The 23,915-nt window shown below is 47.7% G+C and carries 25 protein-coding genes; 15 read left to right on the top strand and 10 right to left on the bottom strand.

The window, feature by feature from the left end; all coding sequences use genetic code 11:
- Window position 1 precedes the first annotated feature (1 nt).
- Entirely contained in the window at window positions 2–886 is an 885-nt protein-coding gene (locus tag H7F15_RS08035; RefSeq protein ID WP_185196458.1) for a RimK family alpha-L-glutamate ligase, read from the bottom strand.
- Window positions 887–1,020: 134 nt separating this feature from the next.
- Here H7F15_RS08035 and H7F15_RS08030 point away from each other — a divergent pair, with 134 nt between their 5' ends.
- The 4 genes from H7F15_RS08030 to H7F15_RS08015 all read left to right on the top strand — a co-directional run bounded on the left by H7F15_RS08030 (window position 1,021) and on the right by H7F15_RS08015 (window position 4,200).
- A complete protein-coding gene (locus H7F15_RS08030; RefSeq protein WP_185196457.1) occupies window positions 1,021–1,653 on the top strand; it encodes a hypothetical protein in 633 nt (210 codons plus the stop codon).
- Between the two features lie 765 nt (window positions 1,654–2,418).
- Entirely contained in the window at window positions 2,419–2,871 is a 453-nt protein-coding gene (gene dtd / locus H7F15_RS08025) for a D-aminoacyl-tRNA deacylase (RefSeq protein ID WP_185196456.1), read from the top strand.
- A gap of 77 nt (window positions 2,872–2,948) precedes the next feature.
- Window positions 2,949–3,863 carry a hypothetical protein gene (locus H7F15_RS08020; protein WP_185196455.1) on the top strand — a complete coding sequence of 305 codons (915 nt, stop codon included), beginning with the start codon at window positions 2,949–2,951 and terminating at the stop codon, window positions 3,861–3,863.
- Between the two features lie 10 nt (window positions 3,864–3,873).
- Window positions 3,874–4,200, top strand: coding sequence for a nucleotide pyrophosphohydrolase (locus tag H7F15_RS08015; protein ID WP_185196454.1), 327 nt, complete (start codon window positions 3,874–3,876; stop codon window positions 4,198–4,200).
- A 320-nt stretch (window positions 4,201–4,520) separates the two neighbouring features.
- Here the strand turns inward: H7F15_RS08015 and H7F15_RS08010 are convergent, their stop codons facing one another.
- The 5 genes from H7F15_RS08010 to H7F15_RS07990 form a co-directional block, all read right to left on the bottom strand.
- Window positions 4,521–5,255: a 2-phosphosulfolactate phosphatase gene (locus tag H7F15_RS08010; protein WP_185196453.1), complete on the bottom strand. Its 735-nt coding sequence runs from the start codon at window positions 5,253–5,255 to the stop codon at window positions 4,521–4,523.
- Window positions 5,256–5,349: 94 nt separating this feature from the next.
- The gene (gcvT, locus tag H7F15_RS08005) at window positions 5,350–6,438 is read right to left on the bottom strand and encodes a glycine cleavage system aminomethyltransferase GcvT (RefSeq protein ID WP_185196452.1); all 1,089 of its coding nucleotides are present in this window, start codon (window positions 6,436–6,438) and stop codon (window positions 5,350–5,352) included.
- 875 nt (window positions 6,439–7,313) lie between these two features.
- Complete coding sequence (locus H7F15_RS08000; protein ID WP_185196451.1) at window positions 7,314–9,020, bottom strand: sodium:solute symporter; 1,707 nt, start codon at window positions 9,018–9,020, stop codon at window positions 7,314–7,316.
- Window positions 9,017–9,163, bottom strand: coding sequence for a hypothetical protein (locus H7F15_RS07995; RefSeq protein ID WP_185196450.1), 147 nt, complete (start codon window positions 9,161–9,163; stop codon window positions 9,017–9,019). Before H7F15_RS07995 ends, H7F15_RS08000 begins: the two co-directional genes overlap by 4 nt.
- A gap of 87 nt (window positions 9,164–9,250) precedes the next feature.
- Window positions 9,251–11,791, bottom strand: coding sequence for a PIG-L family deacetylase (locus tag H7F15_RS07990; protein WP_185196449.1), 2,541 nt, complete (start codon window positions 11,789–11,791; stop codon window positions 9,251–9,253).
- A gap of 463 nt (window positions 11,792–12,254) precedes the next feature.
- Between H7F15_RS07990 and H7F15_RS07985 the strand changes: the two genes are divergently transcribed.
- Window positions 12,255–12,950, top strand: a complete 696-nt coding sequence (locus tag H7F15_RS07985; protein ID WP_185196448.1) for a hypothetical protein — start codon at window positions 12,255–12,257, stop codon at window positions 12,948–12,950.
- Between the two features lie 124 nt (window positions 12,951–13,074).
- Window positions 13,075–13,461, top strand: coding sequence for a DUF3221 domain-containing protein (locus tag H7F15_RS07980; RefSeq protein WP_185196447.1), 387 nt, complete (start codon window positions 13,075–13,077; stop codon window positions 13,459–13,461).
- A 175-nt stretch (window positions 13,462–13,636) separates the two neighbouring features.
- Here the strand turns inward: H7F15_RS07980 and H7F15_RS07975 are convergent, their stop codons facing one another.
- Window positions 13,637–13,828: a hypothetical protein gene (locus H7F15_RS07975; RefSeq protein ID WP_185196446.1), complete on the bottom strand. Its 192-nt coding sequence runs from the start codon at window positions 13,826–13,828 to the stop codon at window positions 13,637–13,639.
- Between the two features lie 246 nt (window positions 13,829–14,074).
- On the opposite strand from H7F15_RS07975, the gene H7F15_RS07970 reads away from it, so the two are divergent.
- The 9 genes from H7F15_RS07970 (at window position 14,075) to H7F15_RS07930 (ending at window position 20,743) form a co-directional block, all read left to right on the top strand.
- Window positions 14,075–15,553, top strand: coding sequence for an APC family permease (locus H7F15_RS07970; RefSeq protein WP_185196445.1), 1,479 nt, complete (start codon window positions 14,075–14,077; stop codon window positions 15,551–15,553).
- Window positions 15,554–15,609: 56 nt separating this feature from the next.
- Window positions 15,610–16,251 (top strand): vitamin K epoxide reductase family protein, encoded by a 642-nt coding sequence (locus H7F15_RS07965; protein ID WP_255481142.1) that lies wholly within the window; start codon window positions 15,610–15,612, stop codon window positions 16,249–16,251.
- Between the two features lies 1 nt (window position 16,252).
- Window positions 16,253–16,639 (top strand): SPW repeat protein, encoded by a 387-nt coding sequence (locus tag H7F15_RS07960; protein ID WP_185196444.1) that lies wholly within the window; start codon window positions 16,253–16,255, stop codon window positions 16,637–16,639.
- Between the two features lie 148 nt (window positions 16,640–16,787).
- Window positions 16,788–17,735: an alpha/beta fold hydrolase gene (locus tag H7F15_RS07955; RefSeq protein WP_185196443.1), complete on the top strand. Its 948-nt coding sequence runs from the start codon at window positions 16,788–16,790 to the stop codon at window positions 17,733–17,735.
- A gap of 64 nt (window positions 17,736–17,799) precedes the next feature.
- The gene (locus tag H7F15_RS07950; RefSeq protein WP_185196442.1) at window positions 17,800–18,498 is read left to right on the top strand and encodes an alpha/beta hydrolase; all 699 of its coding nucleotides are present in this window, start codon (window positions 17,800–17,802) and stop codon (window positions 18,496–18,498) included.
- Window positions 18,450–18,698: a hypothetical protein gene (locus tag H7F15_RS07945; RefSeq protein WP_185196441.1), complete on the top strand. Its 249-nt coding sequence runs from the start codon at window positions 18,450–18,452 to the stop codon at window positions 18,696–18,698. The genes H7F15_RS07950 and H7F15_RS07945 overlap by 49 nt, the downstream gene beginning before the upstream one ends.
- Window positions 18,646–19,842 carry an FAD-binding oxidoreductase gene (locus tag H7F15_RS07940; protein ID WP_255481141.1) on the top strand — a complete coding sequence of 399 codons (1,197 nt, stop codon included), beginning with the start codon at window positions 18,646–18,648 and terminating at the stop codon, window positions 19,840–19,842. The genes H7F15_RS07945 and H7F15_RS07940 overlap by 53 nt, the downstream gene beginning before the upstream one ends.
- A gap of 86 nt (window positions 19,843–19,928) precedes the next feature.
- On the top strand, window positions 19,929–20,525 hold the full coding sequence (locus tag H7F15_RS07935) for a DUF2975 domain-containing protein (protein ID WP_185196440.1): 597 nt from the start codon (window positions 19,929–19,931) through the stop codon (window positions 20,523–20,525).
- A complete protein-coding gene (locus H7F15_RS07930) occupies window positions 20,525–20,743 on the top strand; it encodes a helix-turn-helix transcriptional regulator (protein ID WP_185196439.1) in 219 nt (72 codons plus the stop codon). Before H7F15_RS07935 ends, H7F15_RS07930 begins: the two co-directional genes overlap by 1 nt.
- Window positions 20,744–20,811: 68 nt before the next feature.
- Here the strand turns inward: H7F15_RS07930 and H7F15_RS07925 are convergent, their stop codons facing one another.
- From H7F15_RS07925 to H7F15_RS07915, 3 genes are all read right to left on the bottom strand, one after another.
- Window positions 20,812–21,021 carry a hypothetical protein gene (locus tag H7F15_RS07925; RefSeq protein WP_185196438.1) on the bottom strand — a complete coding sequence of 70 codons (210 nt, stop codon included), beginning with the start codon at window positions 21,019–21,021 and terminating at the stop codon, window positions 20,812–20,814.
- Between the two features lie 518 nt (window positions 21,022–21,539).
- The gene (locus tag H7F15_RS07920) at window positions 21,540–22,055 is read right to left on the bottom strand and encodes a hypothetical protein (protein WP_185196437.1); all 516 of its coding nucleotides are present in this window, start codon (window positions 22,053–22,055) and stop codon (window positions 21,540–21,542) included.
- Between the two features lie 10 nt (window positions 22,056–22,065).
- The gene (locus H7F15_RS07915; RefSeq protein WP_185196436.1) at window positions 22,066–23,733 is read right to left on the bottom strand and encodes a Zn-dependent hydrolase; all 1,668 of its coding nucleotides are present in this window, start codon (window positions 23,731–23,733) and stop codon (window positions 22,066–22,068) included.
- Window positions 23,734–23,915: the final 182 nt, after the last annotated feature.

The raw sequence follows: 23,915 nt of genomic DNA, 5'->3' as shown, positions 1-23,915 counted from the left end.
GTTAGCGCTGCAGTTGTGCCAGCAGTGCCTGGTAATAGCGCTCCAGGCTGCCCTCCGAAGTACCCAGAAACAGGAACGGCTCTATCAGCTCCAGCTCCATCAGCACCAGGTGGTTATTCAGCACAACACCATCTACACGGGCATACAGGCAATCTTTTGCAAATTTATCTACAATGTGCTGGGCTGTGGCCTGCAGTACAGGTGGTGGCGTTGGCGTGTGTATCGTGCCTCCAAAAAAGTGCTGTACCCTGAAGTCGCCGGGCTTGGCTGTTTTAAGTACCGTATGGCTATAGTTGCCGTTAAAAAACAGAAACGACCACTCGCCATGGGTTTTAATTTCTTCCAGGAACGGTTGCGCCAGAAAAGGCTCCTGCTGCAGCAAGGTGTTTATTTCCGGAGCTTTGGCAGTGGCTTCATCTATGGTAAGGGCGAAGGTATTTTTGGCGCCACCGCTTACGCGTGGTTTTACAATGATCTTTTCTGATTTCAGCGCTTCAAAAGTTGCGGCAGCATCAAATGTACTGCCCTGCTCCAGCCACACGGTGGGTACTATGGTTATGCCCTGCGCTTCCAGGTCTTTAAAGTAGCGTTTGTCGGCATTCCAGCGCAAGGTTTTTACCGGGTTCAGTACATTGCAGTTCTTTTCTTCCAGCAGATCCAGCCAGGCATAAAAGGCATCTATCTTATCAAAATAATCCCACGGCGATTTAATGATAATGGCATCAAAACGGCTCCAGTCCACCTGCGGATCATCCCACACCTGCCATGACACGGGCAGGCCTTTGCCTTGTAAAAAACGGTATAAACGCTCGTCTTCGGAGTCGGCGTTGGCGGTATAGTTGCCCAGGCTCTGGCAGGTTACAAGTGCGATTTGTTGTATTTGCATTTTTGTATCATCTTTGCTGCGAAATTATACTCTGGGCAGCGCAGAAACTATAGGCGAAGGCACTTTTAAACAAAACTTTAAAGTGCGTGGTTCTCGTATGTAAGGTATAAACTTTACCCTTTTCCCCTGACACCATGCGCACGCTGCTCTGCCACAGTATACTACACCGGTACGCCCTGACCGTGCGCCTGCTGGCATTGGTGTTATTTGTAAATCCGGTAACCTGGGCCTGCACCTCCGACCAGCCCCGCACAGAGTTTGGCTCTCCTGTTTCCCGTGCTTCCGGCGATACCACAGCTGCCCGCTCTGCCCGGCGTGCTCCGGCTGCTACGTCGTTTTTAGGAAATCCTTTTATTGCCAGCGCCACTCAAAGTAATTCGCTCAGCGCTTATTTTAACAGAATACAGGGCGACTTCTCGCTCGAAGCAGATCCGATCGAGAACCTGCACCGCCCTACTGTAACCGATACCATTTACACGATCCGTTTCGGCGAGTCGATGCTGGAGCTTTATGCGCCTACCCAGTCCGGGAAACTGCTGCTGCAGGTTGCCGATATCCGTGACAACAGCATTACGCTCCGGAACAACCTGCGCGTAGGCCTGCCGCAGGAAGAAGTAATTGCCCGCCTGAAAGCACAGGACGTAGCGCTGCAGCAAACACCGGATAAAATTGTAGCTTCTACCCGCGAAGGCGCCCCGATTACCCTGTATTTCTTCCTCAAAAACGGCAAGGTTTCGCGTATTGTTTATGAGGGGTATGTGGATTAGGATTCAGGCTATCTGATCAGCTACCTGTTGCGATTATAGTTCAATCTTTTCATTCCAATCGTCAGCCGGGACTTCTTTTCGTTCCTATAGTCTACTATTGTCATGTCGAGCGCAGTCGAGGGATCTTATATGTCCTATAGTTCATTTCAATTATTGTCATTTCGAGTGTAGCGAGAAATCTATCTCAGCTTATAGTTTGTAGTTCTATAGTTAGCTATAGTTGCAACTTGAAACAAGCCATAGTTCTATAGTTGCCTCTAATCCTGGGAGCTTTATGAGCCTATAGTTCTATAGTTTGCTTGGCTCCCTCCCGGGCCGGGAGGCCCCGTCTTCGGGCATCGCGCTGCTGCCTTCTTGCTACCCTCGTGCCTCGGGTTGCCTGCGGCACCGCAACAAGTCAAAGGCGCTCAACCCAAAGACTGATATCATATTCGATAGCTTTTTCTTTGGCTATAGTTGTCTGGACTTGCTCTTTGTTAAAGCAGATCGGTTTTTCCCGTGGTCATAGTTCCGTGTGGACAGGTAAACCTGTCCTGCTCGTGGTCTGAAACTATAGAACTATATTTTGTGAAATGGCAGTATCAGAGTTCCCCTCCTTAGATAAGGAGGGGCAGGGGTGGTTTGAACCACTGAAACTATAGAACCATAACTTAAACTATAGCAGACAACCCAAATCCTGATCCAGACAACCTGACAAACCTTTTACCTTTTAACAATCCAAGCTTATCTTTGCCAACAATCATCACGTAACAAACATCAATCTAAATGCGGGCAGTCATACAGCGGGTAACACAGGCTTCGGTAACGATAGACAAGCAGGTAAAAGGTGAAATAGGACTGGGTTTGCTGGTACTGGCCGGCTTCTGCCCTACCGATACCGAGGAAGACCTGAAGTGGACAGCCGGTAAAATTGCCCAGCTTCGTATCTTCAGCGATGCCGACGACAAGATGAACCTGAGCGTACAGGATGTAAACGGGGATATACTGGTTATCAGTCAGTTTACTTTATTTGCCAATACTAAAAAAGGCAACCGACCGTCTTACATCAACGCTGCCCCGCCAACTATAGCTATACCACTTTACGAGAAATTTATAGTTCATCTGGAAGCCGCCTTAGGCAAAAAAGTACAGACCGGTGAGTTTGGTGCCGACATGAAAGTTGCGCTCCTGAACGACGGCCCTGTAACGATAACGATTGACTCCCAGAACAAGGAATAAAATTAGTCTGGGTAGTCGCTATCAGATCTGCAGAAATACGTATATTCAACTATAGTTATACGTTAACTGCATCTCTTATGAAAGCCTCAGCCAGTATCATCCGCCTGTTTATACTTGCCTGCTGGCTTGTGTTGCTTCCGGGCATTTTCCTTACTGCCAGCGCCCAGACCGACACTACTGCCACCCAAACCCAGCCGCCGCAACGCTGGGTAGTGGAAACGAAGGATGGCTCGGTTTACCAGGGCATATTTCTGAAACAGGACGGGCTGGGAATACATTTACGAACTGAAAGTGCCGGCGACGTCATCATCCCCATCGACAAGGTTAAGAGCTACCGCATTTTAGAGGAGCGCAACTATAAAAACGGGGAATACTGGTACGAGAACCCGAATTCCACGCGCTACCTGTTCAGCCCCTCAGCTTATAGTTTGCGCAAAGGCGAGGCCTACTACCAGAACACGTACCTGGTGCTCAACTCGTTTAACTATGGCGTTACAGATAACTTTACCATCGGTGGCGGTTTCGAGCTGATCTCTACTTTTTCAGGGGAGCCTACTTTTTTCTTCACTCCGAAATACACTTTTAAACTTACTGATAAATGGCGCGCCGGAGGTGGCGTACTTTACCTTACCTCTACCCTTGCCGATGACGGTTTTACAGGCGTTGGTATTGGCTATGGCATCGTAACCTATGGCAACACTGATAATAACGCTACCTTGGGCATGGGCTATGGCTTTGTAGATGGCGACCTGGCCAGCAAGCCCATTGTTACCCTAAGCGGCATGACGCGGGTAAGCCGAAAACTTGGGCTGGTTACGGAGAATTGGTTTGTGCCCAGCGAGGACATCAGCGGGGGTATCTTTTCGTATGGTTTACGCTTTATGGGCGAGCGCATTACCGTGGACCTGGCTTTCCTGAACAATGCTGATATTGCTGAAAGTGTAGCCATTGGTGTGCCCTATGTTGATTTTGTGGTTAAATTCGGGAAATAAAAACCTGAGCATGACCATACAAGACGCACAACAGCTGGTAGATAACTGGATAAAAGAGAACGGCGTACGCTATTTCAGCGAACTGACCAACATGGCTATCCTGACTGAAGAAGTTGGCGAAGTAGCCCGCATCATTTCCCGCCAGTACGGCGAGCAGTCATTCAAGCAAAGCGATACCGGCAAAGACTTAGGCGATGAACTGGCCGATGTTATGTTCGTACTTATCTGCCTTGCCAACCAGACCGGCATAAACCTGACCGAAGCCATGGAAAAGAACCTGGCTAAAAAAACACAGCGCGACAGTGAGCGTCATAAACAAAACCCGAAGTTAAGTTAGTAAGTTAGAAAAGTGTAAGTTAGAAAGGTATGAGCTGTAGAGACGCAATACCTTGCGTCTTATTCATGACCGCGACACTCTACACCGCCCTCGCTCGCGTCCCGCGAGTGTAAGCTATCTTGTGGCGTCCCGCCACGCTATTATCCGGTTTTAAACTATAGCTGCAACTATGAACTATAGTTTAGCGCGGCCAGAGTCCGCTGGTAGCTCACACTCGCGGGACGCGAGCGAGGGTAACGGTTATGTGGCAGTTGACGGAAACAAAAAGGGAAGTATAACTACAGTTACACTTCCCTTATTACTTTTTAACTTATACTTTTCTAACTTTCTAACTTTCTAAGCTCCCCAACTGCCAGGTCAATTAGCCTGTCACCTTTCCAGACCGGTAGCACGTTGTACTGGTCGTGCAGCAGGCAGAACTCCACATCTTTATGGATTTCCAGGTTCTCCAGGCGGCGCACATGCGATGATTGTCTTAAAAAGCCAGCCAGGTCATGTTTAGCGGCATGGTACAAGTGGAGCGAAGCCAGGGTAGCATCGTTCTCAAAAGTGAAGCTATCTTGTAGTCTTTCTGCCAGCGCACCGGCATAAAGCGTATCTTCCAGGTTAAATTTGCCTTTCCAGCCGGCACATACTACCAGCACATCCAGTTGCAGTTCTTTCAGATGGTCGGCGACAGCCTGAAGGTTCAGGAAAGAACCAACTATAATTTCATCGGCATCCATGGATAAATGGATAGCGCGGGTGCCGTTGGTTGTGGTAATGGCTATAGTCCGGCCCTGTATGTTGCCATCCATGTACGCGAACGGCGAGTTGCCCAAGTCAAAACCTTCTGCTTTTACACCGTCACGCTCGGCGGCAATCAGGCAGCCCTTGCCCGCATAGGCCTGGCATTCTTCCAGCTTCATAACCGGAATAATATCCGCAGCACCATGTGCAAAAGCGGCCACCATCGTTGAAGTAGCACGAAGTATATCCACAGCCACAACGGCTTTTCCCTTCAACTCATACAAGTGCAACAGCTCCGGGCTGAAACACACATCTATACTTGGCATTTTATTTTAGATATTAGATACTAGAAGTTAGATATTAGATTAAAACTTTTAAAAGTCTAAATTCTAATATCTAACTTCTAGTATCTTAATTAAATTACTTCTTAAGAATCGGCAGTTTAACGATCTGGCCTTTCATGTCTTTGTTACGCACACGGATAAAGATCTCGGTGCCCGGCTTGCTGAACTCAGTCTTCACGTAACCCAGGCCAATGCCTTTGCCCATTGATGGCGACATAGTACCAGATGTTACTTCACCGATCTGCTCACCTTCAGCGTTCACGATCTCGTAGTGCGCTCTCGGAATCGCTTTTTCCAGCATCTCGAAACCAACCAGTTTGCGCTGCACACCGGCTTCTTTCTGAGCTTTCAGGTTCTCCGAGTTTACAAATTCCTTATCGAACTTCGTGATCCAGCCAAGGCCAGCTTCCAGCGGAGAAGTAGTATCGTTGATATCGTTACCGTACAGGCAGAAGCCCATTTCCAGGCGCAGTGTGTCGCGGGCACCTAAACCGATCGGCTTAATGCCATGTTCCTTACCTGCTTCCATAATAGCATCGAATACACGCTTGGCATCTTCGTTCTTTACATAGATTTCGAAACCACCTGAACCAGTGTAACCAGTAGCTGAAACGATCACATCGGGCACGCCGGCAAACTCGCCTTTATCAAAGGTATAGTAGGTCATGCTGCCCAAGTCCAGCTTCGTAAGTGGCTGTAGGGCTTCTACCGTCTTCGGTCCCTGCACCGCAAACAGCGACATCTCATCTGAAATGTTCGTCAGCTTCGCGCCGCCTGTGTTATACTTATTGATCCACTCCCAGTCTTTGTCGATGTTAGAGGCGTTAACCACCAGCAGATAATCTTCATCACCCATGCAATACACCAGCAGGTCATCTACAATACCGCCCTGCTCGTTCGGGAAGCAGGAATACTGGATTTTGCCTGGCGTTAGTTTAGAAGCATCGTTAGAGGTAACACGCTGAATCAGGTCCAGCGCGCCCGGTCCCTGCACCAGGAACTCGCCCATGTGCGACACATCAAAAATACCTACAGCATTACGCACTGTGTTATGCTCTTCTAAATCTGAAGAGTAACGAACTGGCATGTTATAACCGGCAAAAGGCACCATTTTAGCGCCAAGTGCTTCGTGTACATCGTTTAAAGCTATTTTCTTTAATTCCATGATCTTATTCTTAACTCAAGGGGTTATATAGCAAAAGTAACTAAACTTTTTTATCTCTGACGGCTGAAATATGAATTTGTTGATGGCCCGCTGTAGAGGGTTGTTTTAATAGTTAATGAGCTTTGGTTCTATCCTTAATTTGTGATAATCGCGAATTATAGTAGTCTTGCCTCATTTGTCATTCTGAGCGTTAGCCGAGGGATCTTATGTGTCTTATAGTTTCCATTATTGTCATTTCGAACAGCGTGAGAAATCTATCTCAGCTTATAGTTGGTGCTCAAGGGCTATAGTTCTATAGTTAGCTTTGCCTACTATTTGAGACAAGTCTTCTCTTTCATAGCCACTTTCAATCCTGAGAGCTTTATGAGCCTATAGTTTTATAGTTTGGTTAGCTCCCTCCCGGGCCGGGAGGCCTCGTCTTCGGGCATCGCGCTGCTGCCTTCTTGCTATCCTCGTCCCTCGGATTGCCTGCGGCACCGCAACAAGTCAAAGGCGCTCAACCCAAAGACTGTGATCATACTCGATAGCTGCTGCTTTGACTTTAGTTGCTGTGCTTGCTCTTAGCTTGAGCAGATCGTCTTTTCTCGTGGTTGTAGTTCCTTGGGGCAGGCTGCGCCAGCCTGTTTATGATATGTACCTATGAAACTATAGTTGAATCTATAGTAGTAGCAGAAAGTCCCCCTTTGAAGGGGGCAGGGGGATGACAAACGCTAATTATAGAACTATAACTTAAACTATAGCGAAGGTAGAGTTCCCCGCCTTAGATAAGGAGGGGTTAGGGGTGGTTGGACCATGCTAACTATGAAACTATAGTTCCAACTATAGCCGATCCTAAAACACATCAAATCTCCACTAATCTGCGTCCAAACAACCAACTATACCTGTATCAGCTCTTTCTCCTTCTTCCCGATCATGTTTTGAAGTATGAACCCAAACAGGATCACAGCTACGCAGCCGATAACGTTAAACCAAAGGAAGGCAATATCGGTGAAGTAGAAACAATATAGTACGACCAACTCGGCGAGGATGGCTGCGAAGAAAACCGCGTTACCTTTGATCTTCTTAAAGTAGAAAGCCACCAGGAAAATGCCCAGTATAGTTCCGTAGAAAATAGAGCCGATGATGTTTACGGCCTGTATCAGGTTATCGAGCATGGATGCAAACGTTGCAAACAGGATAGCTATAATGCCCCACCCAACCGTGAAAAGTTTAGATGCCGTTACATAATGTGCCGGAGAACCACTCTGGTTTACAGACCGCTTATAAATGTCTACCACCGTAGTAGATGCCAGCGCATTCAGTTCAGATGCGACCGATGACATGGCCGCTGAAAAGATTACTGCTAGCAGCAAACCTACCAACCCTGCAGGTAAATACTTCATTACGAACGAAATGAAAACGTAGTCGGTGTCTTTGGTTTCGGCATTGGGCACGGCTTTGGTGATGAGCGCTTTTACATCTTCGCGCACTTCCTTACCGGCAGTATTCAGGTTCTCTACCTGGGCTTCGGCAGTGGCGATGGCAGCGGCATCGTCTGCTTTTAGGGCAGATACAAGCCCCTGCATGGCCTGTTGTTTCTCCTCAAAAATAGAACTATAGTTTGCCTCCAGGGTTCGTAACTCGTCAGCGTGTTGGGTAGCGTATACCTTTGTTTTAGTGCCCTCGTTAAAAAACACTGGCGGCTGATTGAACTGGTAAAACACGAAAACCATTACGCCGATAAACAGGATCAGGAACTGCATCGGGATCTTCAGCAGGCCGTTGAAAAGTAATCCCAGCCGGCTCTCCCCTATCGACTTGCCACCCAGGTAACGTGCTACCTGGCTTTGATCGGTTCCGAAGTACGACAAGGCCAGAAACAGACCACCCGTAATACCCGACCAGAAGTTGTACCGATCGTCCCAGTCGAATGAGAAATCCACTACATTCATTTTGCCCAGCGAACCCGCCACATTCACAGCATCTGTAAAACCAACATTCTCCGGCAGGTAACTGACCACCATGATTCCAGCAATGATCATCCCGCCCATCATCACGGCCATCTGCTGCTTTTGCGTAACGCTTACCGCCTTCGTCCCTCCCGACATGGTATAAATGATCACAACCACGCCCATTACCAGGTTGGTTATAGTTAAGCTCCACCCCAATACAGTACTTAAAATAATGGAAGGCGCATAAATGGTAATACCTGCCGCCAGGCCACGCTGTATCAGGAAAAGTACTGCCGCCAGCGAGCGCGTTTTCAGGTCGAAACGGTTCTCCAGAAATTCGTATGCTGTGTAAACATTAAGCTTATAGAAGATGGGAATAACCGTGATGGAAATGATGACCATGGCAATAGGCAGACCGAAATAGAACTGCACAAAGCGCATCCCGTCTTCGTAGGCCTGACCGGGCGTAGAAAGGAAGGTGATCGCGCTGGCCTGCGTCGCCATAATAGAAAGACCGATGGTCCACCACTTCATGGAGTTGTCGCCTTTCAGGTAGCCTTCTATATCTTTACTGCCACGGGTTTTCCAGATACCGTATATCACAATAAAACTTATAGTGCCCAGCAGCACGATCCAGTCTAAAGGTCTCATTCGTAGTATTTCGTGATGGCATAGAACAGAAGAATCATAAAAGCCAGGTTGCCCAGCACCAGCCAGTACATCCCTTTCCAGCTCTTAAAAAAAGGCGGTTTTTCAATTGCCGGTTCTTCGTCTACAGGGTGATTGTCTTTCATATTTTGTTTTGACAAAGGATTTGTGACAATAGACAAAGGACACAACTATAGCTACAGTCTTTTGTCCATTGTCTAAAAGTCTTTTGTCTATTTTACACTCGATTTAGCAGCATTTCCGGAGCCGTCGTGTTTGCCCAGCGAGATCAGGTTTACGAACAGGCGGTACGCACCCGGCACACCAGCCGGCAACTCTCTAAACCAGGAATATCCGGTATAGATATAGTTGCCTTTGCCGTATTTGGCTACCAGCAAACCGCCATCGCGGGCAGGCTCACCAGGGTCGTTCGATGACAGGATAGCTTCGTATTCCGTGCTCCACTCGTTCGGGAAGTACAGGCCGCGCTCCTGCGCCCAGCCTTCAAAATCTTTTTTGGTGATCTTGTTTGGTGTGTTCAGCACCGGGTGGTTTGGCTTCAGGAAACGTACTTCAGCATCTTCTACGGTAACTCTGTCGCGGGATAATTTTAACGGATAAGGCCCTACATTTGGCAGCACCAGCGCGTGGTTGGTGTTGTACTGCACAATCAGGTTGCCGCCATTTTTCACGTATTCCAGTAAAGTTGACTGATGATGCTTTAGCCTGTCGACGGTATTGTAAGCACGCACACCTAATATAATGGCATCAAATTGCTGCAGGTAGTTCAGGCGCATGTCGCTGTCTCGGAGCATGGTCACATCGTAACCGATCTGGCGCAGACTGGTCGGGATGTCGTCGCCGGCACCCATCACATAGCCTATCTTTTCACCGTTCTTTTTCAGGTCCAGCTTCACTATTTTGGCCATCGCATCCGGGAAAGTAGTTTGCGCCGGAATGTGGCTATAGTTGATTTCGTTCAGGCTCTGGCTATAGTTCTGGCCGTCTATTGTGGCTACGGCTTTCAGTTCAACTTCGCTCTGGTTTTTAGGTGGCGTTACAGTAAAAACGGCGTTCTGCTCTGCTCCTTTGGTTTTCAGGTCGAAGGCTATAGTTGCAGGCTCCGCTTTCCAGCCTTTTGGTAATTGCAGCGCTACCTTGCCAGCTATAGTTGCTTTGCCAGCCTTTACGCGCACATTTACCTGCTTCGGTTCCTGGTCGGCAAACATGTAAACGCCTTCGGCTATATTTACAAAAACAGGTGGCGTAACTATAAACGGACGGTATACTTCGCCATCCACCGGGTCGGTGCGTTTGTAAACAATAGGAACTGCTACCTGCAGCGGCTCGCCGGCTATAGTTAAGTTAAACGTTACTTCAGCAGCAGGATCATTCTCAGGCTTGCCGATATTTTCAAACCCATCCACAGCAAACATACCCAATGTGCCCGGCTTGCGCAGCCAGTAAGGTTGTGCGTAAGTCATTGTTGCCGGCAGTTTTATAGTTGCACTATACTTTACCGGTTCGTTGGATTTGAGCTGATGCTGCAGTGTGGTATCTTTTTTGGCGAAACTATAGTTGATGGCATTTATAGTTACCGGTGTAGCCGAACGGTTTATAGCCTCAATGTTAAAAGCCAGCGACTGCCCGGGTGCAGCAGAGAAATCAGACGCGGCAACTTCCAGGTACAAGCCCGTCGCATCCTGTATCAGCTTATTTATAGCTTCCGTTTTCAGATTTTTCCAGTGGCTGTCTGGTAGTTTCTGTAGTTCTTTTCGGGCAGCAAGCAGGGTCGGGACTATAGTTGCAGGCTCGGTTGGCTTAAAGGTGTCAATGGCCTTCTGGATGAGTTTTTCTACTTTGTCGCCACCTTTTACGCGAGCCCAGGTGGTATTTACGCCTTCCAGCAATTCTTTTTCAGCTTTATCGCCTTTGGTGTGCTGCAGGTATTCTAATGATGTACCGCGAGAAGCCGATGCGCCAAAACCCTGGCTTTTGTGCATGCTGCGGCTGGCGGCGGCTATCTCACCATGCGATTCGCCCAGCAACGGATTATAACCACCCACATCTACTTTCAGCAGCTTATCTACATATTTATCAAATTCGGCCTGGCTGCCAAAAGACCACACACCCGTGTTCCAGAGTAAACGCTTCGGTTGCCAAACCTGCACGTACTTTAGTTGCTCCGGAAAGCGTTTTGGATCAGCGGCTGCAGTAAAGGCTTCTTCAGCTAAAATGGCGGAGGCGGTGTGTTGCCCGTGCCCGGCACGCTCGTCCGGCGGGAAGCGCGTGATCATCACATCCGGTCTGAACTTGCGGATCACCCACACCATATCAGCCAGTACCTGCTCTTTGTCCCAGATATTAAAAGTCTCGTTGGCATTTTTAGAGTATCCAAAGTCGTTGGCGCGGGTAAAGAACTGCACTCCCCCATCGGTGCGGCGGGCCTGCAACAGCTCCTGCGTTCTGATAATGCCTAAGTCTTTGCTTATTTCCGGGCCGATCAGGTTCTGGCCGCCATCGCCGCGCGTAATAGACAGGTAGCCGGTGTTGTATAGTTTCTCGTTACTGAGGTAAGTTATCAGGCGGGTATTTTCATCGTCGGGGTGAGCGGCAATGTATAATACGGAGCCAAGCACATTCAGCTTTTTAAGCTCATGCAGGATGTCTGCCGATGATTTTGCTTCCGGCGCCTGGGCCTTAGTTTGTAAGCTGGCGAAAAGCAATAAAATAATTGGCGCACACCAGCGTATAGTTCTACAGAAAGATATCATAGTTCAAATCGCAATAGGTATAGCGTATAACGGAGCAGCTATAGTTAGTAAGGTAAAGCTAAACATTTTGAGTGGTTTTATTTATTTTAACCTTTATTTACCTGACAGAAAGCAGAAACCAACAGCCACATAACACTATGCACAATACAATTTAAACCTGGGCTAAGAACCTGCTTTGTTCTCTTCTTAATATTTTATCATATTTTTCACTTCTAACAACATATCCTGTACCAAACACTGCGTTTATATTAGAAGCATTAAATCAAAAAATAAAATAGTACATAATATTGCATGAATATATTTCGGAATATATATTTGTAGTACCCAAAGAAGTTTTGGAATTTTTTTAATTACTTTGTGATTACTATTTCGAGAACACAGGATAACTGGTGAACGTATAGGCCCTGATACCTGCTTTAGAGCAACAACTATATACAACCTGCTTCCGGTTAGTTTACTTTATATGGCAAACCAGCATGACGCTAAGATAGAAGACTTTGCATCAGACTATCTTAAAAAACATTACACCCAACAGTGCTCTTTATCCAACATCCTGGTCAGCCATTCCGAAAAAACAAGGCGTGGTGCCAAAGCTGATGGTATCCTGGTTTTTAAGAAAGATCTGAATGAGGTTTTTGTAGCCAGCGTCAGCATGGAGCAGGCATCTGCCCTTACAACGCTGCTGGTAAACTTTAAAAAACAGGGATTGGGCCTGCTGCGTTTTGTTACGCCTCTGCTGGTAGCTGCCGGCTGTTTTCTGCTGGGCAAAAGCATAAACAACCTGCTGGTAATGCTGGTAGCCCCGGTTATAGTTGCCCCGCTTGCGTTTATGCTGCACTCGTACCTGCAAAAGAAATTCTACATCCGTCAGGTTGAGAAAATACTGGATAACGTAAGAAGCATCCCGGCCGACGAACACTGGATCGGCTTATCAGTAAGCAGCCTTGTGTTCCGCAAAAATCAACTGGCAAATATCCTGCTGAGCCTCTGCGCCGAAAAAGGGATAGGCCTTATTACAGTAGGGCAGCGCGCCAAGGTGGTATTGATGCACAAACCGGACCGCACCAACTGCCGCCGCAGCGATTTCCTGACCTATTACGAATCAGAAGAAAATATTCGCAAAGCCGTACTGGGCGACCACGTACTGCGCGTAGCCTAACCAAGAAGATCCTCACAAAAAGCCCCGGGTTTCTCCTCAGACGAAACCCGGGGCTTTTTATATAGTACAAATGCGAAAGCGCTTGAATTAGCGTGCTCTTTACTTTACAACTATACCGATACCCATGACCCGCAGTTTTGCAACTATAAACCTGTGCCTTGCTTTGCTCCTGCTGGCAGGCTGCCGCGGCAAGGAACCCAAGCGCATGCCCGATACACTGCCCGACATTTACGGAACGATCACAAAAATTTCAGAAGGGAGAGAAAATATGCCGCAACTGCACGTTAGAGCAGCCGACACCACGGCAAGCGGTTACCCGGAAGCCAGCATAACCATAGACAAAAATACCCTGATAGAAGATAAGGACGGCCAGCACCTGAAAGCAGCTAACCTGCAGCAGGGGCAGCTTGTGGAAGTGTGGTTCGGAAATGAAGTATTGGAGTCGATGCCGGTGCAAACAACTGCCAAAGCCATACGGGTAGACCTGCAAAACCCGCAGAGAACAAAGTAACTATAGTTTATTACCTGCGGCTGGCCTTCCTGTGCCCGGCACAACGTACAGCTGCGCCCAAAAGCTTTATATAATCGGAAAGGCCAGCACCTCAACCCTGTTTTCCGGCAATGCCCTGCGTATTGCTACGGGACTATAGTTTGCCGGATATGGCGGGTTTATAAGATACGTGCTACTATAAGCCGGCTAAGGATACAGGTCTCTCCCCTACGATCACTACCGTATCAAGAGTTATAGTTGCAACAGGCTCTTCTACGTCAGAAATAACTACAGTAGCTGGAGCAGCTGGTTTTACAACAGATGCCGCATCCTGGCAGGCAAAATTAAAACCAACGAAACAGGCGGATAAAAGAACGATAATTTTCATGGCTGTATTTGTTAAGTGTGTTACGAATGATACAAAGATATTATACAGTACTATGTAATGCAAGCTACTGTTGCATACTTTACTACTAATTTATACCAACAACTTGTTTTTGTCCGTGAACGGCCTGATCTAACAGATGAAAATTTTAAGCTGAAATAGCAATTTTAGACGGATTCGTCCCCAATTTCTTATCCTGTGAGCTGCTCAGTTTATTATCCCCTATCTTTACAGCCATTTTTATTTTTTATGAAGAAACACCCCACACAACAATCTGCCACCGAAGCACAGGACACCAGCAGCGGCTTCAAGCGCGAGATCACCCTCTTCGATGCGATCATGATCGTGACGGGCGGCATGATCGGGTCAGGAATTTTTATAGTTACCGCCGATATTTCGCGCACAGTGGTTACGCCTGCCAACATGCTGCTGGTCTGGGCTGTATCCGGGTTCTTAACTATAGTTGGTGCTATCAGTTATGGCGAGCTCTCGTCTATGTTCCCGAAAGTGGGCGGGCAGTACGTGTACCTGAAAGAGGCCTATAACAAACTGGTGGCTTTCCTGTATGGCTGGGCACTGTTCCTGGTAATACAAACCGGTGTAATTGCCGCCGTAGGCGTAGCTTTTGCCAAATTTACAGGGGTGGTGTTTCCCTGGTTTTCAGATGATAATATTTTGTTCACAGTAGGCAGCTTCCGTTTTAGCACGGTGCAGTTGCTGGCCATTGTCAGTATCATTTACCTTACCTACATCAACTCCAGGGGCGTAAAAAGCGGCAAACTCATCCAGAACATCTTTGGCAGCACCAAACTGATCGCGCTGTTCGGGCTGATACTGGCTGGTCTGTTTTTCGGCGTGAACGAGACAGCCATTCAGGCTAATTTCTCCGATTTCTGGGGAGCCCAGACTGCCACCGATGGTTCTTCTGTATTTCCCCCAACCGGTATAGCGCTTATCACGGGCATCGGTATTGCCATGGTTGGCGCGCTTTTCTCTGCCGACTCCTGGAACAACATCGGCTTTTCCGGGGATGAAATCGTGAATCCGAAACGAACTATAGTTTTAAGCATGGTGATCGGATCGGCGCTGGTTACGGGTATTTACCTGCTTATAAACCTGGTATACCTGCTGGTACTGCCCATGCACGGAAGTGCGGAAGCGACCGATGTCATCGGCCAGGGCATTACCTTTGCCAGCAACGACCGCGTGGCAACCGCTGTCGCCGAAATAGTGGGCGGCCCAAAAGCTACCTTTGCCATTGCCTTACTGATCATGATCTCTACGTTTGGCTGTAACAATGGCGCTATCCTTTCCGGAGCCAGGGTATATTATGCCATCGCCAAAGACGGGTTGTTTTTTAAAAAGATGGGACAGCTGAATAAGAATGGTGTACCTGCCGTGGCCTTATGGCTGCAGTGTATCTGGGCCTGTATGCTTTGCCTGTCCGGTTCCTACAATCAGTTGCTCGACTACGTAATTTTTGCCATCATGCTGTTTTACATCCTGACCATTATCGGGGTGTTTATACTGCGCAGCAAACGGCCGGACCTGCCACGCCCTTACAAGGCATTTGGCTACCCGGTGCTGCCGGCTATGTACGTCATCCTGGCATCGGCTATCTGTATCATCCTGCTTATTTACAAACCGCTTTACACCTGGCCGGGCCTTATTATAGTTGGGTTAGGCATACCGGTGTATTATTTCTTCGGTAAAAAGTTTGCACGATAGTATCCCCGGTTTCCTGATACCGGCGAAAGAGCCCGCTTTGCAAAGAGCGGGCTCTTTTGCATTTAAACCTGCAGCTGCAATTCCGAACACAGGGCTGTGGCTCACGTAGTTACTACATTACAATAAACAGAACGATGACCGACACCACCGATGCGATACCACCTGGCTGGAGCTATAACCCTGCTAGTTGGTCACAGCGCCTCCCCATTGTAGGCATGGCTATAGTTGGTTTTGCCATTGCCATGTACCTGGGCCTGTTTCAGTTAAAAGTAGTACCTACCGTTTGGGAGCCTTTTTTTGGCAACGGAAGCCAGAAGATCCTGACCTCCCCTACTTCACAGCTTCTGCCTGTGCCTGATGCCATATTGGGTGCCTTTGGTTATTTTATGGATGCCGTTGCCGGCATTGTTGGGGGTAAACGTCGCTGGCGCACCATGCCCTGGATCGTGGTGCTATTCGGTGTGTTTGTTGGTCCGTTAGGGATGATCAGTGTGTTGCTGGTGGTACTGCAGCCCGTGCTGTATGATGCCTGGTGCACTTTATGTCTGGTAACGGCGGCAATCTCGGTGATCATGATCGGCCCTGCCATGGACGAAATGCTGGCCAGTTTGCAATATATGAAACGGGCAAAAGACGCCAATATATCGTTGTGGAAAGTTTTCTGGGGTTATAAAGAAGTACAAGGTAAAGTAATTTAATATGTGGGCACAGGTAATAAATGCACTACTGGGAATCTGGCTGACGGCCTCGCCGGCTATACTGGGCATAGAAGATAAAACCATCTCGAACAACGCGCATATTGTTGGACCTGTTGTCGCGTCGTTTGCTATTATAGCCTGGTGGGAAGCTACGCGTGTGGTACGCCTTTACAATATACCGCTGGGTTTCTGGTTATTGCTTGCCCCGTGGGTATTAGGTTATGATCAAATGTCTGTCATTATAAACGACATGGTAATTGGAGCAGCTATAGTTTGGCTGAGCTTTGTAAAAGGCAACATAGAAGGCACATATGGCGGTGGCTGGTCGGCCATCTGGAAAAAAGACGCGCTGCACACCATCGAAGCCCGCCGGACACCAAGAGTATAGTTAGTTTAAGAGTTTAAGAGTTTGTGAGTTAGAAAGTTGGGAAGTTAGAAGGTTAGATTGTGAGAAATTTTTAAGTTTGATACTGAATGAATTGAAGTACATCACTCACTCATTCAAAATTCACCAATCACTTATTCTAACCTAAACTATGAAATTAAGGACCATATATGTGGTGGCCGCTACAGTTGGCATACTGGCGGTTGCTACAGCTTTCCTCATTCGCTCCGACATTCCCGCAGAAGCGCTACAGGCAAACTATAGTTCACCCTCATCCCGCTACTTAACGATAGATGGCGCCAACCTGCACTATCGCGACGAAGGCCGGGGCACACCGATTATCCTGCTCCATGGCACGGCTGCCTCCCTTAACACCTGGGATGGCTGGTCAACAGAGCTTAGTAAAAATTACCGCGTGCTGCGTCTCGACCTGCCCGGCTTCGGGCTAACAGGCCGCAACCAGACCGATACCTATAGTATAGCTTATTACGCTGATTTGCTCCTGCACTTTATGGATAGCCTGAACATTGACAAGGCGCATATAGCCGGCAGCTCTTTAGGCGGACAGATCGCTTTTGATTTTGCGGCAGATCATCCGGAGCGGGTACAGAAACTGATCCTGATATCGCCAACCGGTGTCACCAACGCCAACGACAAAAGCATTTCCATGCCATTCCTGATGGCGCAGACACCGGTTCTGAAACACTCGCTCAAATACATTACACCCCGGTTTATAGTTGAAAAAAGCCTGAAAGAAGTATACGGCGACGATAGCAAGCTCACTGACCAGACTATAGATTTGAGCCATGCTATGTTGTTAAGAGAAGGTAACCGCGAAGCGTTTATTGCCCGCATGAATACTGTAGATGTTGACAACCTACATAAACTGGCACATGTACAAGCGCCAACTTTTATACTCTGGGGCGAAGCCGATGCCTGGGTGCCGGCTACCGATGCCGCACATTTCCAGAAAACCATAAAAGGTGCGCAACTTAAACTATACCCGGGTGCCGGACACATACCGATGGAAGAGCTGCCAGAAGAGACTGTGCAGGATGCCTTACAGTTCCTGAACTCCGATCTTGCGCTTACCAACTAAAATTTAAAGCCCTGCCAACTATAGTTTTGGAACAAGTTATAGCTGGCAGGGTTATAGTTTATAGATGAGCAAAATATATTTTATCAGCGGGTTAGGAGCCGATTGGCGCATGTTTCAGTTCCTGAAATTGCCGGAGTACCTGCCACAGCAGCAGATTAACTGGATAGAACCCCTATCTATAGATGAGTCGCTCCAGTCTTATGTGCACCGCCTGATAGACCAGATCACCGAGCCGGAACCGATACTGGTCGGCCTGTCGTTTGGTGGGGTGGTTGCCATAGAGCTAAGCAAGATTCTGAAACCGCAGGCCACGATTATTATCTCCAGCCTTTCCACGCACTATGACCTGCCCTGGTACTATAGATTACTAGGTAAAACAAGGCTGCAAAAGTGGCTGCCCTTTGGCTTAATGAAATCCGTGCACCCACTGGCACCGCTCTTTTTTGGGGCGCATACCAAACCGGAGCGTAAACTACTGAAAGAGGTAATCTTAGAGATCGATGAGAAATTTCTGCGTTGGTCGTTGAGCCGCCTGCTGGACTGGAAACAGGAGCAAGCCATTCCTGGTCTGATACAGATCCACGGTACTTCAGACATCGTACTGCCTTGTTGCCCACGCCCCGATATGATCATAATTCCGAAAGGAGAACATTTGATGGTGATGCACCGAGCAGATGAAATTAGTGCTATCTTGAGCAAAATTTTAGAACAGCAATGGACAAAAGTAAATACATCGCCAGAACCGCAGACGGCCAGGAAGTAGAGCTGACACAGGCAACCATTATCAGGAGCAACAACCTTTACCCGTTCGGGCGCCACAACTACGCCATTTACGAAACGCCGGATGGCAGATTTGTGAAAGGCATGAACAACGGCGAGCGCGAAATCATGCTTACCTCTTATGAACTGATTGAAGAGAGCGAAGCCCGTAACTATAGCCACCCTTACTACAGAGAAGACTAAGCCCATGCAGTTCAGTTTCTGGGAGCAGGATACCTATTTCAGTAACATAGATGTGCTGGTAGTAGGCAGCGGCATAGTTGGCCTGAATGCTGCACTGCATTTAAAAACCACCCAGCCAAGGCTAAAAGTAATGGTGGTGGAACGCGGTTTGTTGCCCACTGGCGCCAGCTCAAAAAATGCCGGATTCGCCTGCTTTGGTAGCCCAACTGAATTGTTGGAAGACCTGGCCCGCCACACCGAAGACGAAGTTTTCGGCCTGGTGGAGCGCCGCTGGAAAGGCCTGCAACGTTTGCGCCGCAACCTTGGCGATGCAACGATAGACTATAACCGCTGGGGCGGCTACGAATTGTTTGAGCCCGCCCAGCAGGAACTATACGAGCAAAGCATCGCCCAACTCCCCTACCTGAACAAGCACCTGCAAACTATAGTTGGCGAACCTGCCATTTACCGGACTGCCGACGAAAAGATCGATGTGTTTGGTTTTAAGGGCATCAGCCACCTGATAGAAAGCACCGCCGAAGGCCAGATAGACACCGGTAAAATGATTCTGGCGCTGACACAAAAAGTACAGTCGCTGGGCGTGATTATCCTCAACAACCTGGAAGTACTGCAACTGCACGACGATGGCAAAACTATAGTTGCCACTACCCACAGAGGCGTTAACCTGAAAGCCCGCGCTGCTTTGGTTGCCACCAATGGTTTTGCCAGACAGCTTTTGCCAGACCTGCCTGTAGTTCCGGCACGCGCACAAGTACTCATTACCAAACCTATAGTTGGCCTCAGGTTAAAAGGCACTTTCCATTTCGATAGAGGCTATTACTATTTCCGGAACATTGGCAACCGCGTGCTGTTCGGCGGCGCCCGCAATCTCGATTTTATTACTGAAGAAACCACCGAATTTGCCCTGACCGACCTGATCCAAAACCGATTGGATGAGCTGCTGCAACAAGTTATATTACCCGAAACGCCTTACGAAGTAGAACAACGCTGGAGCGGCATTATGGGCATGGGGCCAGCCAAAACAACTATAGTTCAGCCAATTTCAGAAAGGATCAGCTGCTCGGTAAGGTTAAGCGGCATGGGCATTGCCATCGGCTCGTTGGTTGGTGAGGAAGGCGCTGAACTGGTAATGCAGCAACTATAGTTACCTTATTGTTTATTTATCGTAATTCAATAATTTTTTATTGCTTTTATAGTTATGATCCCTATATTTGGTTAAACTATACAGCTATGAAAAAGAACAGACTATTGAACTCGGCCTTGTTTATCAGCAATGTACTGAAGTATATTTTTATACTTTTAATTGCTGCCATGACCTTCGTGTTAATACACTGGCACTTCTCTCCCTCTACGTATAAAAATATAGCTATAGTTATAGATAAAACCGGCGATACAAGCTATATCTGGGCAAATAATGCTTATCTGGTTGCACCTGATGCAACCAATCCGAAGATCAACTCTAATAATAAAGAGTGGATCCAGCTCACACAAATAAATCAGCAATCCCTATACACACACTATGTGCAAACTGCCGGATACTTTATACTACTGATATTAATCATTAACCAAATAACCAATATTATAGGATCAGTTAAGATTCTGGAAACCTTCAGGCGTGATAACTGTAGTGCGTTCAGAAAAATAGGGTTTTACTGCTTGGCTATAGCTTTGCTTACCTTTTTTAAATGGTACGAGATCGAAAGCAATTACTTTATGAGCGTTTCACTCAAGCCTATACCATTAAGTTTTGCACTTGGCGCATTTATACTGGCCGAAATCTTTAAAGAAGGAAATAAACTATACGAAGCCGAGCAGCTTACCATATAATGCCTATAGTTGTAAATCTGGATGTGATGATGGCCCGCCGTAAGATGTCGTTGAACGAACTGTCGGAGCGGGTAGGGCTGACGCTGGCAAATCTTTCTATCCTTAAAACCGGTAAGGCCAAAGCCATCCGGTTCTCTACACTCGAAGCCATTTGCGAAGCATTAAATTGTCAGCCTGGTGATATTCTGGAGTACCGCCCAGATGAAGATGACCGTTAACCTATAACCATAAAAAAGGGAAGTTGCTTTACGTAACTTCCCTTTTTAATAGGTGCTGATCGAACCTGTTAAGCTGTTATCCATTGATGTCTGGTGGTTTGGTTAAGTGGCATTCTTTTCTGAGAAATTTCTTTCTCCGCTTTGTAAAATTGCTGGTACTCTTCTTCGCTCAGTTCCTCGCGCAGGGCAATATGAAAACTGGCCAGTTCGGGATACAATCTGTTCCGCTCCTGCCTCTCCTGCGGACTTTCGGCATTGAAATCATAAAAGCTTTTCATCAGATGTTAAAGGTTTAATAAGTTGATTTTTAGTTTGTTGAACCAGTTAATACTCCAATGAAAAGGGATTTGTTTTATATATAGCAGACAAATAGATAGCAATTGCAACTCAACCTTATTAAAGTTCTATAAAGCGCCTATCGCACCGCTGAAATGGTTTGGCTATGGCCCTTTACAGGAGCAGGCTGCGCGCCCGCGGCAATAGACCCCAGCAGGAAAACGGCTACTAACAGATAAGCGATCAACGTTTTTGCATTTTTCATAACTCACTTTTTTAAAATTCGGCTGCTCTTCTCCTCTATTCAACACTTTACTTTCAGCCGGCATCTCCTTTGTTTCAAGAGCTGTGCCAGATTTTACATATCGTCAATTTTGTTTTTTATATCTAACTGATAATCAAACTATAAATTCACATACAAACTATAGTTATCAATTTAAACTATAGTTTAAAGCGACAGGCCAAAACAAAAAACGCCCGACCTGATGGCCGGGCGTTTTCTTTTAGTGTAATGCTATCTTTAGTCTAAAATGTTGCGCAGAAAAATTGGAATAAACACAATGATCAGGATGGCGGCCTGGTGTTCCGACACGGCTTTCAGGTACAGGCTTGTACTTACCAGCACCTCCCGGCTCAGCTCCGACACCGAATCTGCTACACCAATTTCGCCTTTGCCAAAACTGAACGTGGGCTGCTTAAAACTGATAATGGTATGGCCAGTCGCGTCCTGCACGGTGCGGTTATAAGAGAAAGCCTCACTTTTCAGGGTATAGGTTTCGCCGGTACGCAGTTGCACCGTTGTTTTCCCGAACAAGGATGCCCTTGCCTGGCCTATTTCCTCGCCGTTGTAAACTATAGTTACATCCTGCTCAAACCATCCCCGGTTCCTGAATTGGATGGTAACCTTTTCAGAAGTATAGGTCGCATCAAAACCGGTCCAGCTTTCAAAGGCAAGTTTCCCTACCGTATGCTCCGGCGACCTTAGCCCGAACTCACGTCCCGACCAATCCAGTTGTTTCCAGTGCAGCACATGCATAAGACCAGGCTTATTTTAAACCGAGCACTTCGGTGCCCTGTTCAAACACCACATCTACCGGTATATTGGCTTTGCTCAGGCGATCGAGATCGGCCTGCAGCTTGGCATCCACCAGCCCCTGCTCGTTCAGTAGTTTGCCTACGCCTGCATAATCGCCGTTGCCCTGCAGCGTCAGTATCTTCTCTGACAGCTTGTTCATGGCTTCGCGCATTTTGGTATAGTTTACGCGGTAGCGGCCGGTTGCTTCGTCGCGCTCAAAGGCGCCGTTCTCTTTAAAGAAGTTGAAGCGTACCATGTTGGCTTTGCCGTGCGCGCTGGAGGCACCAAAACGTACCGAACGGAAAATACCAGCCAGGAAGGTGGTGTAATAATCTTCGAGGCTGCCTTCCACTTCGCCTTTTTCGTGCAGCTGCGTGATCATGTACAGACCTAAAATATCAGCTTTACCTTCTTCCAGGGCAGAGGCATGCTCTTTCAGGGCTTCGCGAACGGTACCTTTGCCATTTATCGTGTTTTTAATGCCGAGTCCGTGCGCTACTTCGTGGAACATGGTGTTGCCAAAAAAGGCGTCGAAGGTGACGTGCTTCTGCTGGTCCTCTACTATAAGCTCATCCGCTATCGGCATCATAATTTTATCGAACTTGGCACGCATGGCGTTCTTGAGCTGCAGGCGGCGAGTACCACGTTTTAGCTGTACTTCTTCGTCGTTTGGCAGGTTAATGGCTATCGTTTTGCTGCCCGCGTTGCTGTCGCCGCCATAAAATACCACATCGTAAGCATTCAGGTCAGAGTCGGTGCCCGGGGTTTCTTTTTTATAGTTGGCTGCTACCGGCAGGCCACGCTGTAGTTCCGGCAAAAAGGCTGCATACTTGGCCAGTCGTTTGCTCCAGTCCTGGTCTTTAATCAGCACATAAGCTTCGTGGGCAGCTTTGTAACCGAACAAGGCATCCTCATACGTTTCAATCGGGCCGATCACCACATCTATGGTGTTGTTCTTCATATCCATCCATGCCAGGTCGCTTGGCTGGTAGTTGTCGTTCAGCAGGGCATCGGCGCGCAGGGTCAGGTATTTTTTAAGACCGGCGTCTTCGGCCAGCGCAGCCGCCTGCTTCAACAGGTCCGATGCTTTTTTAACCTCCTCCTTAAACTGTACATGGTACGGCACCGTGATCAACTGGCCATTGGCATCGCGGCGCACAAAGGTGTACAGGCTGGCCTTGTCTTTCAGAGTAGCTTTTTCAAATTCTTCCTTGGTCATGTCGGCCGGGTAAAAGTTAGATCCTGCCGGCTTTGGTCCTACTCCTTCTATAAAAGGCTCGTTATTGTTCAGGCGGTCCCAAGGGCCATAGTTTATTTTTACAAAAGCCTTTGCATTGTCGTTGTCCAGCGCAGCCAGCAGCGAGTCGCCTCTGCCGTAAGCCTCGTACCAGAACAGCTTGTCCATAATCTTACCGGCCTCAATCAGCAGCGGAATCATCTGGCGCTCTTTTTCGGTGAGCTTGCTCATGTCGGCGGTCAGGCGCACGGTGGTATACATATCCAGTTTCTGTTGCAGGCTGTCGCCGAGTTGGGTAGTAGCTGTTTCGGTGGTAGTGCTGCCGTCTTCTGTAGTGTTACTGGTACACCCAACTGTAGCAACAGCCAGGGCAGAGGCAAATAATAAATGGCGTGGTTTCATTATAGTTTTATTTGTTAGAGAATGGAAGATAGTAAATTTATAGTTGTCGTTAAAATCAGCGGGGGCTTGTTTGGTAAACTATAGCTTAGCCTGCAACTATAAACTATAGCCATAGCTGCAGGTAACTAAATAAAAAAGAGATGAAGCCTGTCACCTCATCTCTTCTAACTATAATTCCGGAC

Origin of the sequence: Pontibacter sp. Tf4, assembly GCF_014212495.1 — a bacterium.
Taxonomy (GTDB): domain Bacteria; phylum Bacteroidota; class Bacteroidia; order Cytophagales; family Hymenobacteraceae; genus Pontibacter.
Note: the sequence above shows the minus strand (reverse complement) of the source record. Positions and strands in the feature narration are given on the sequence as shown.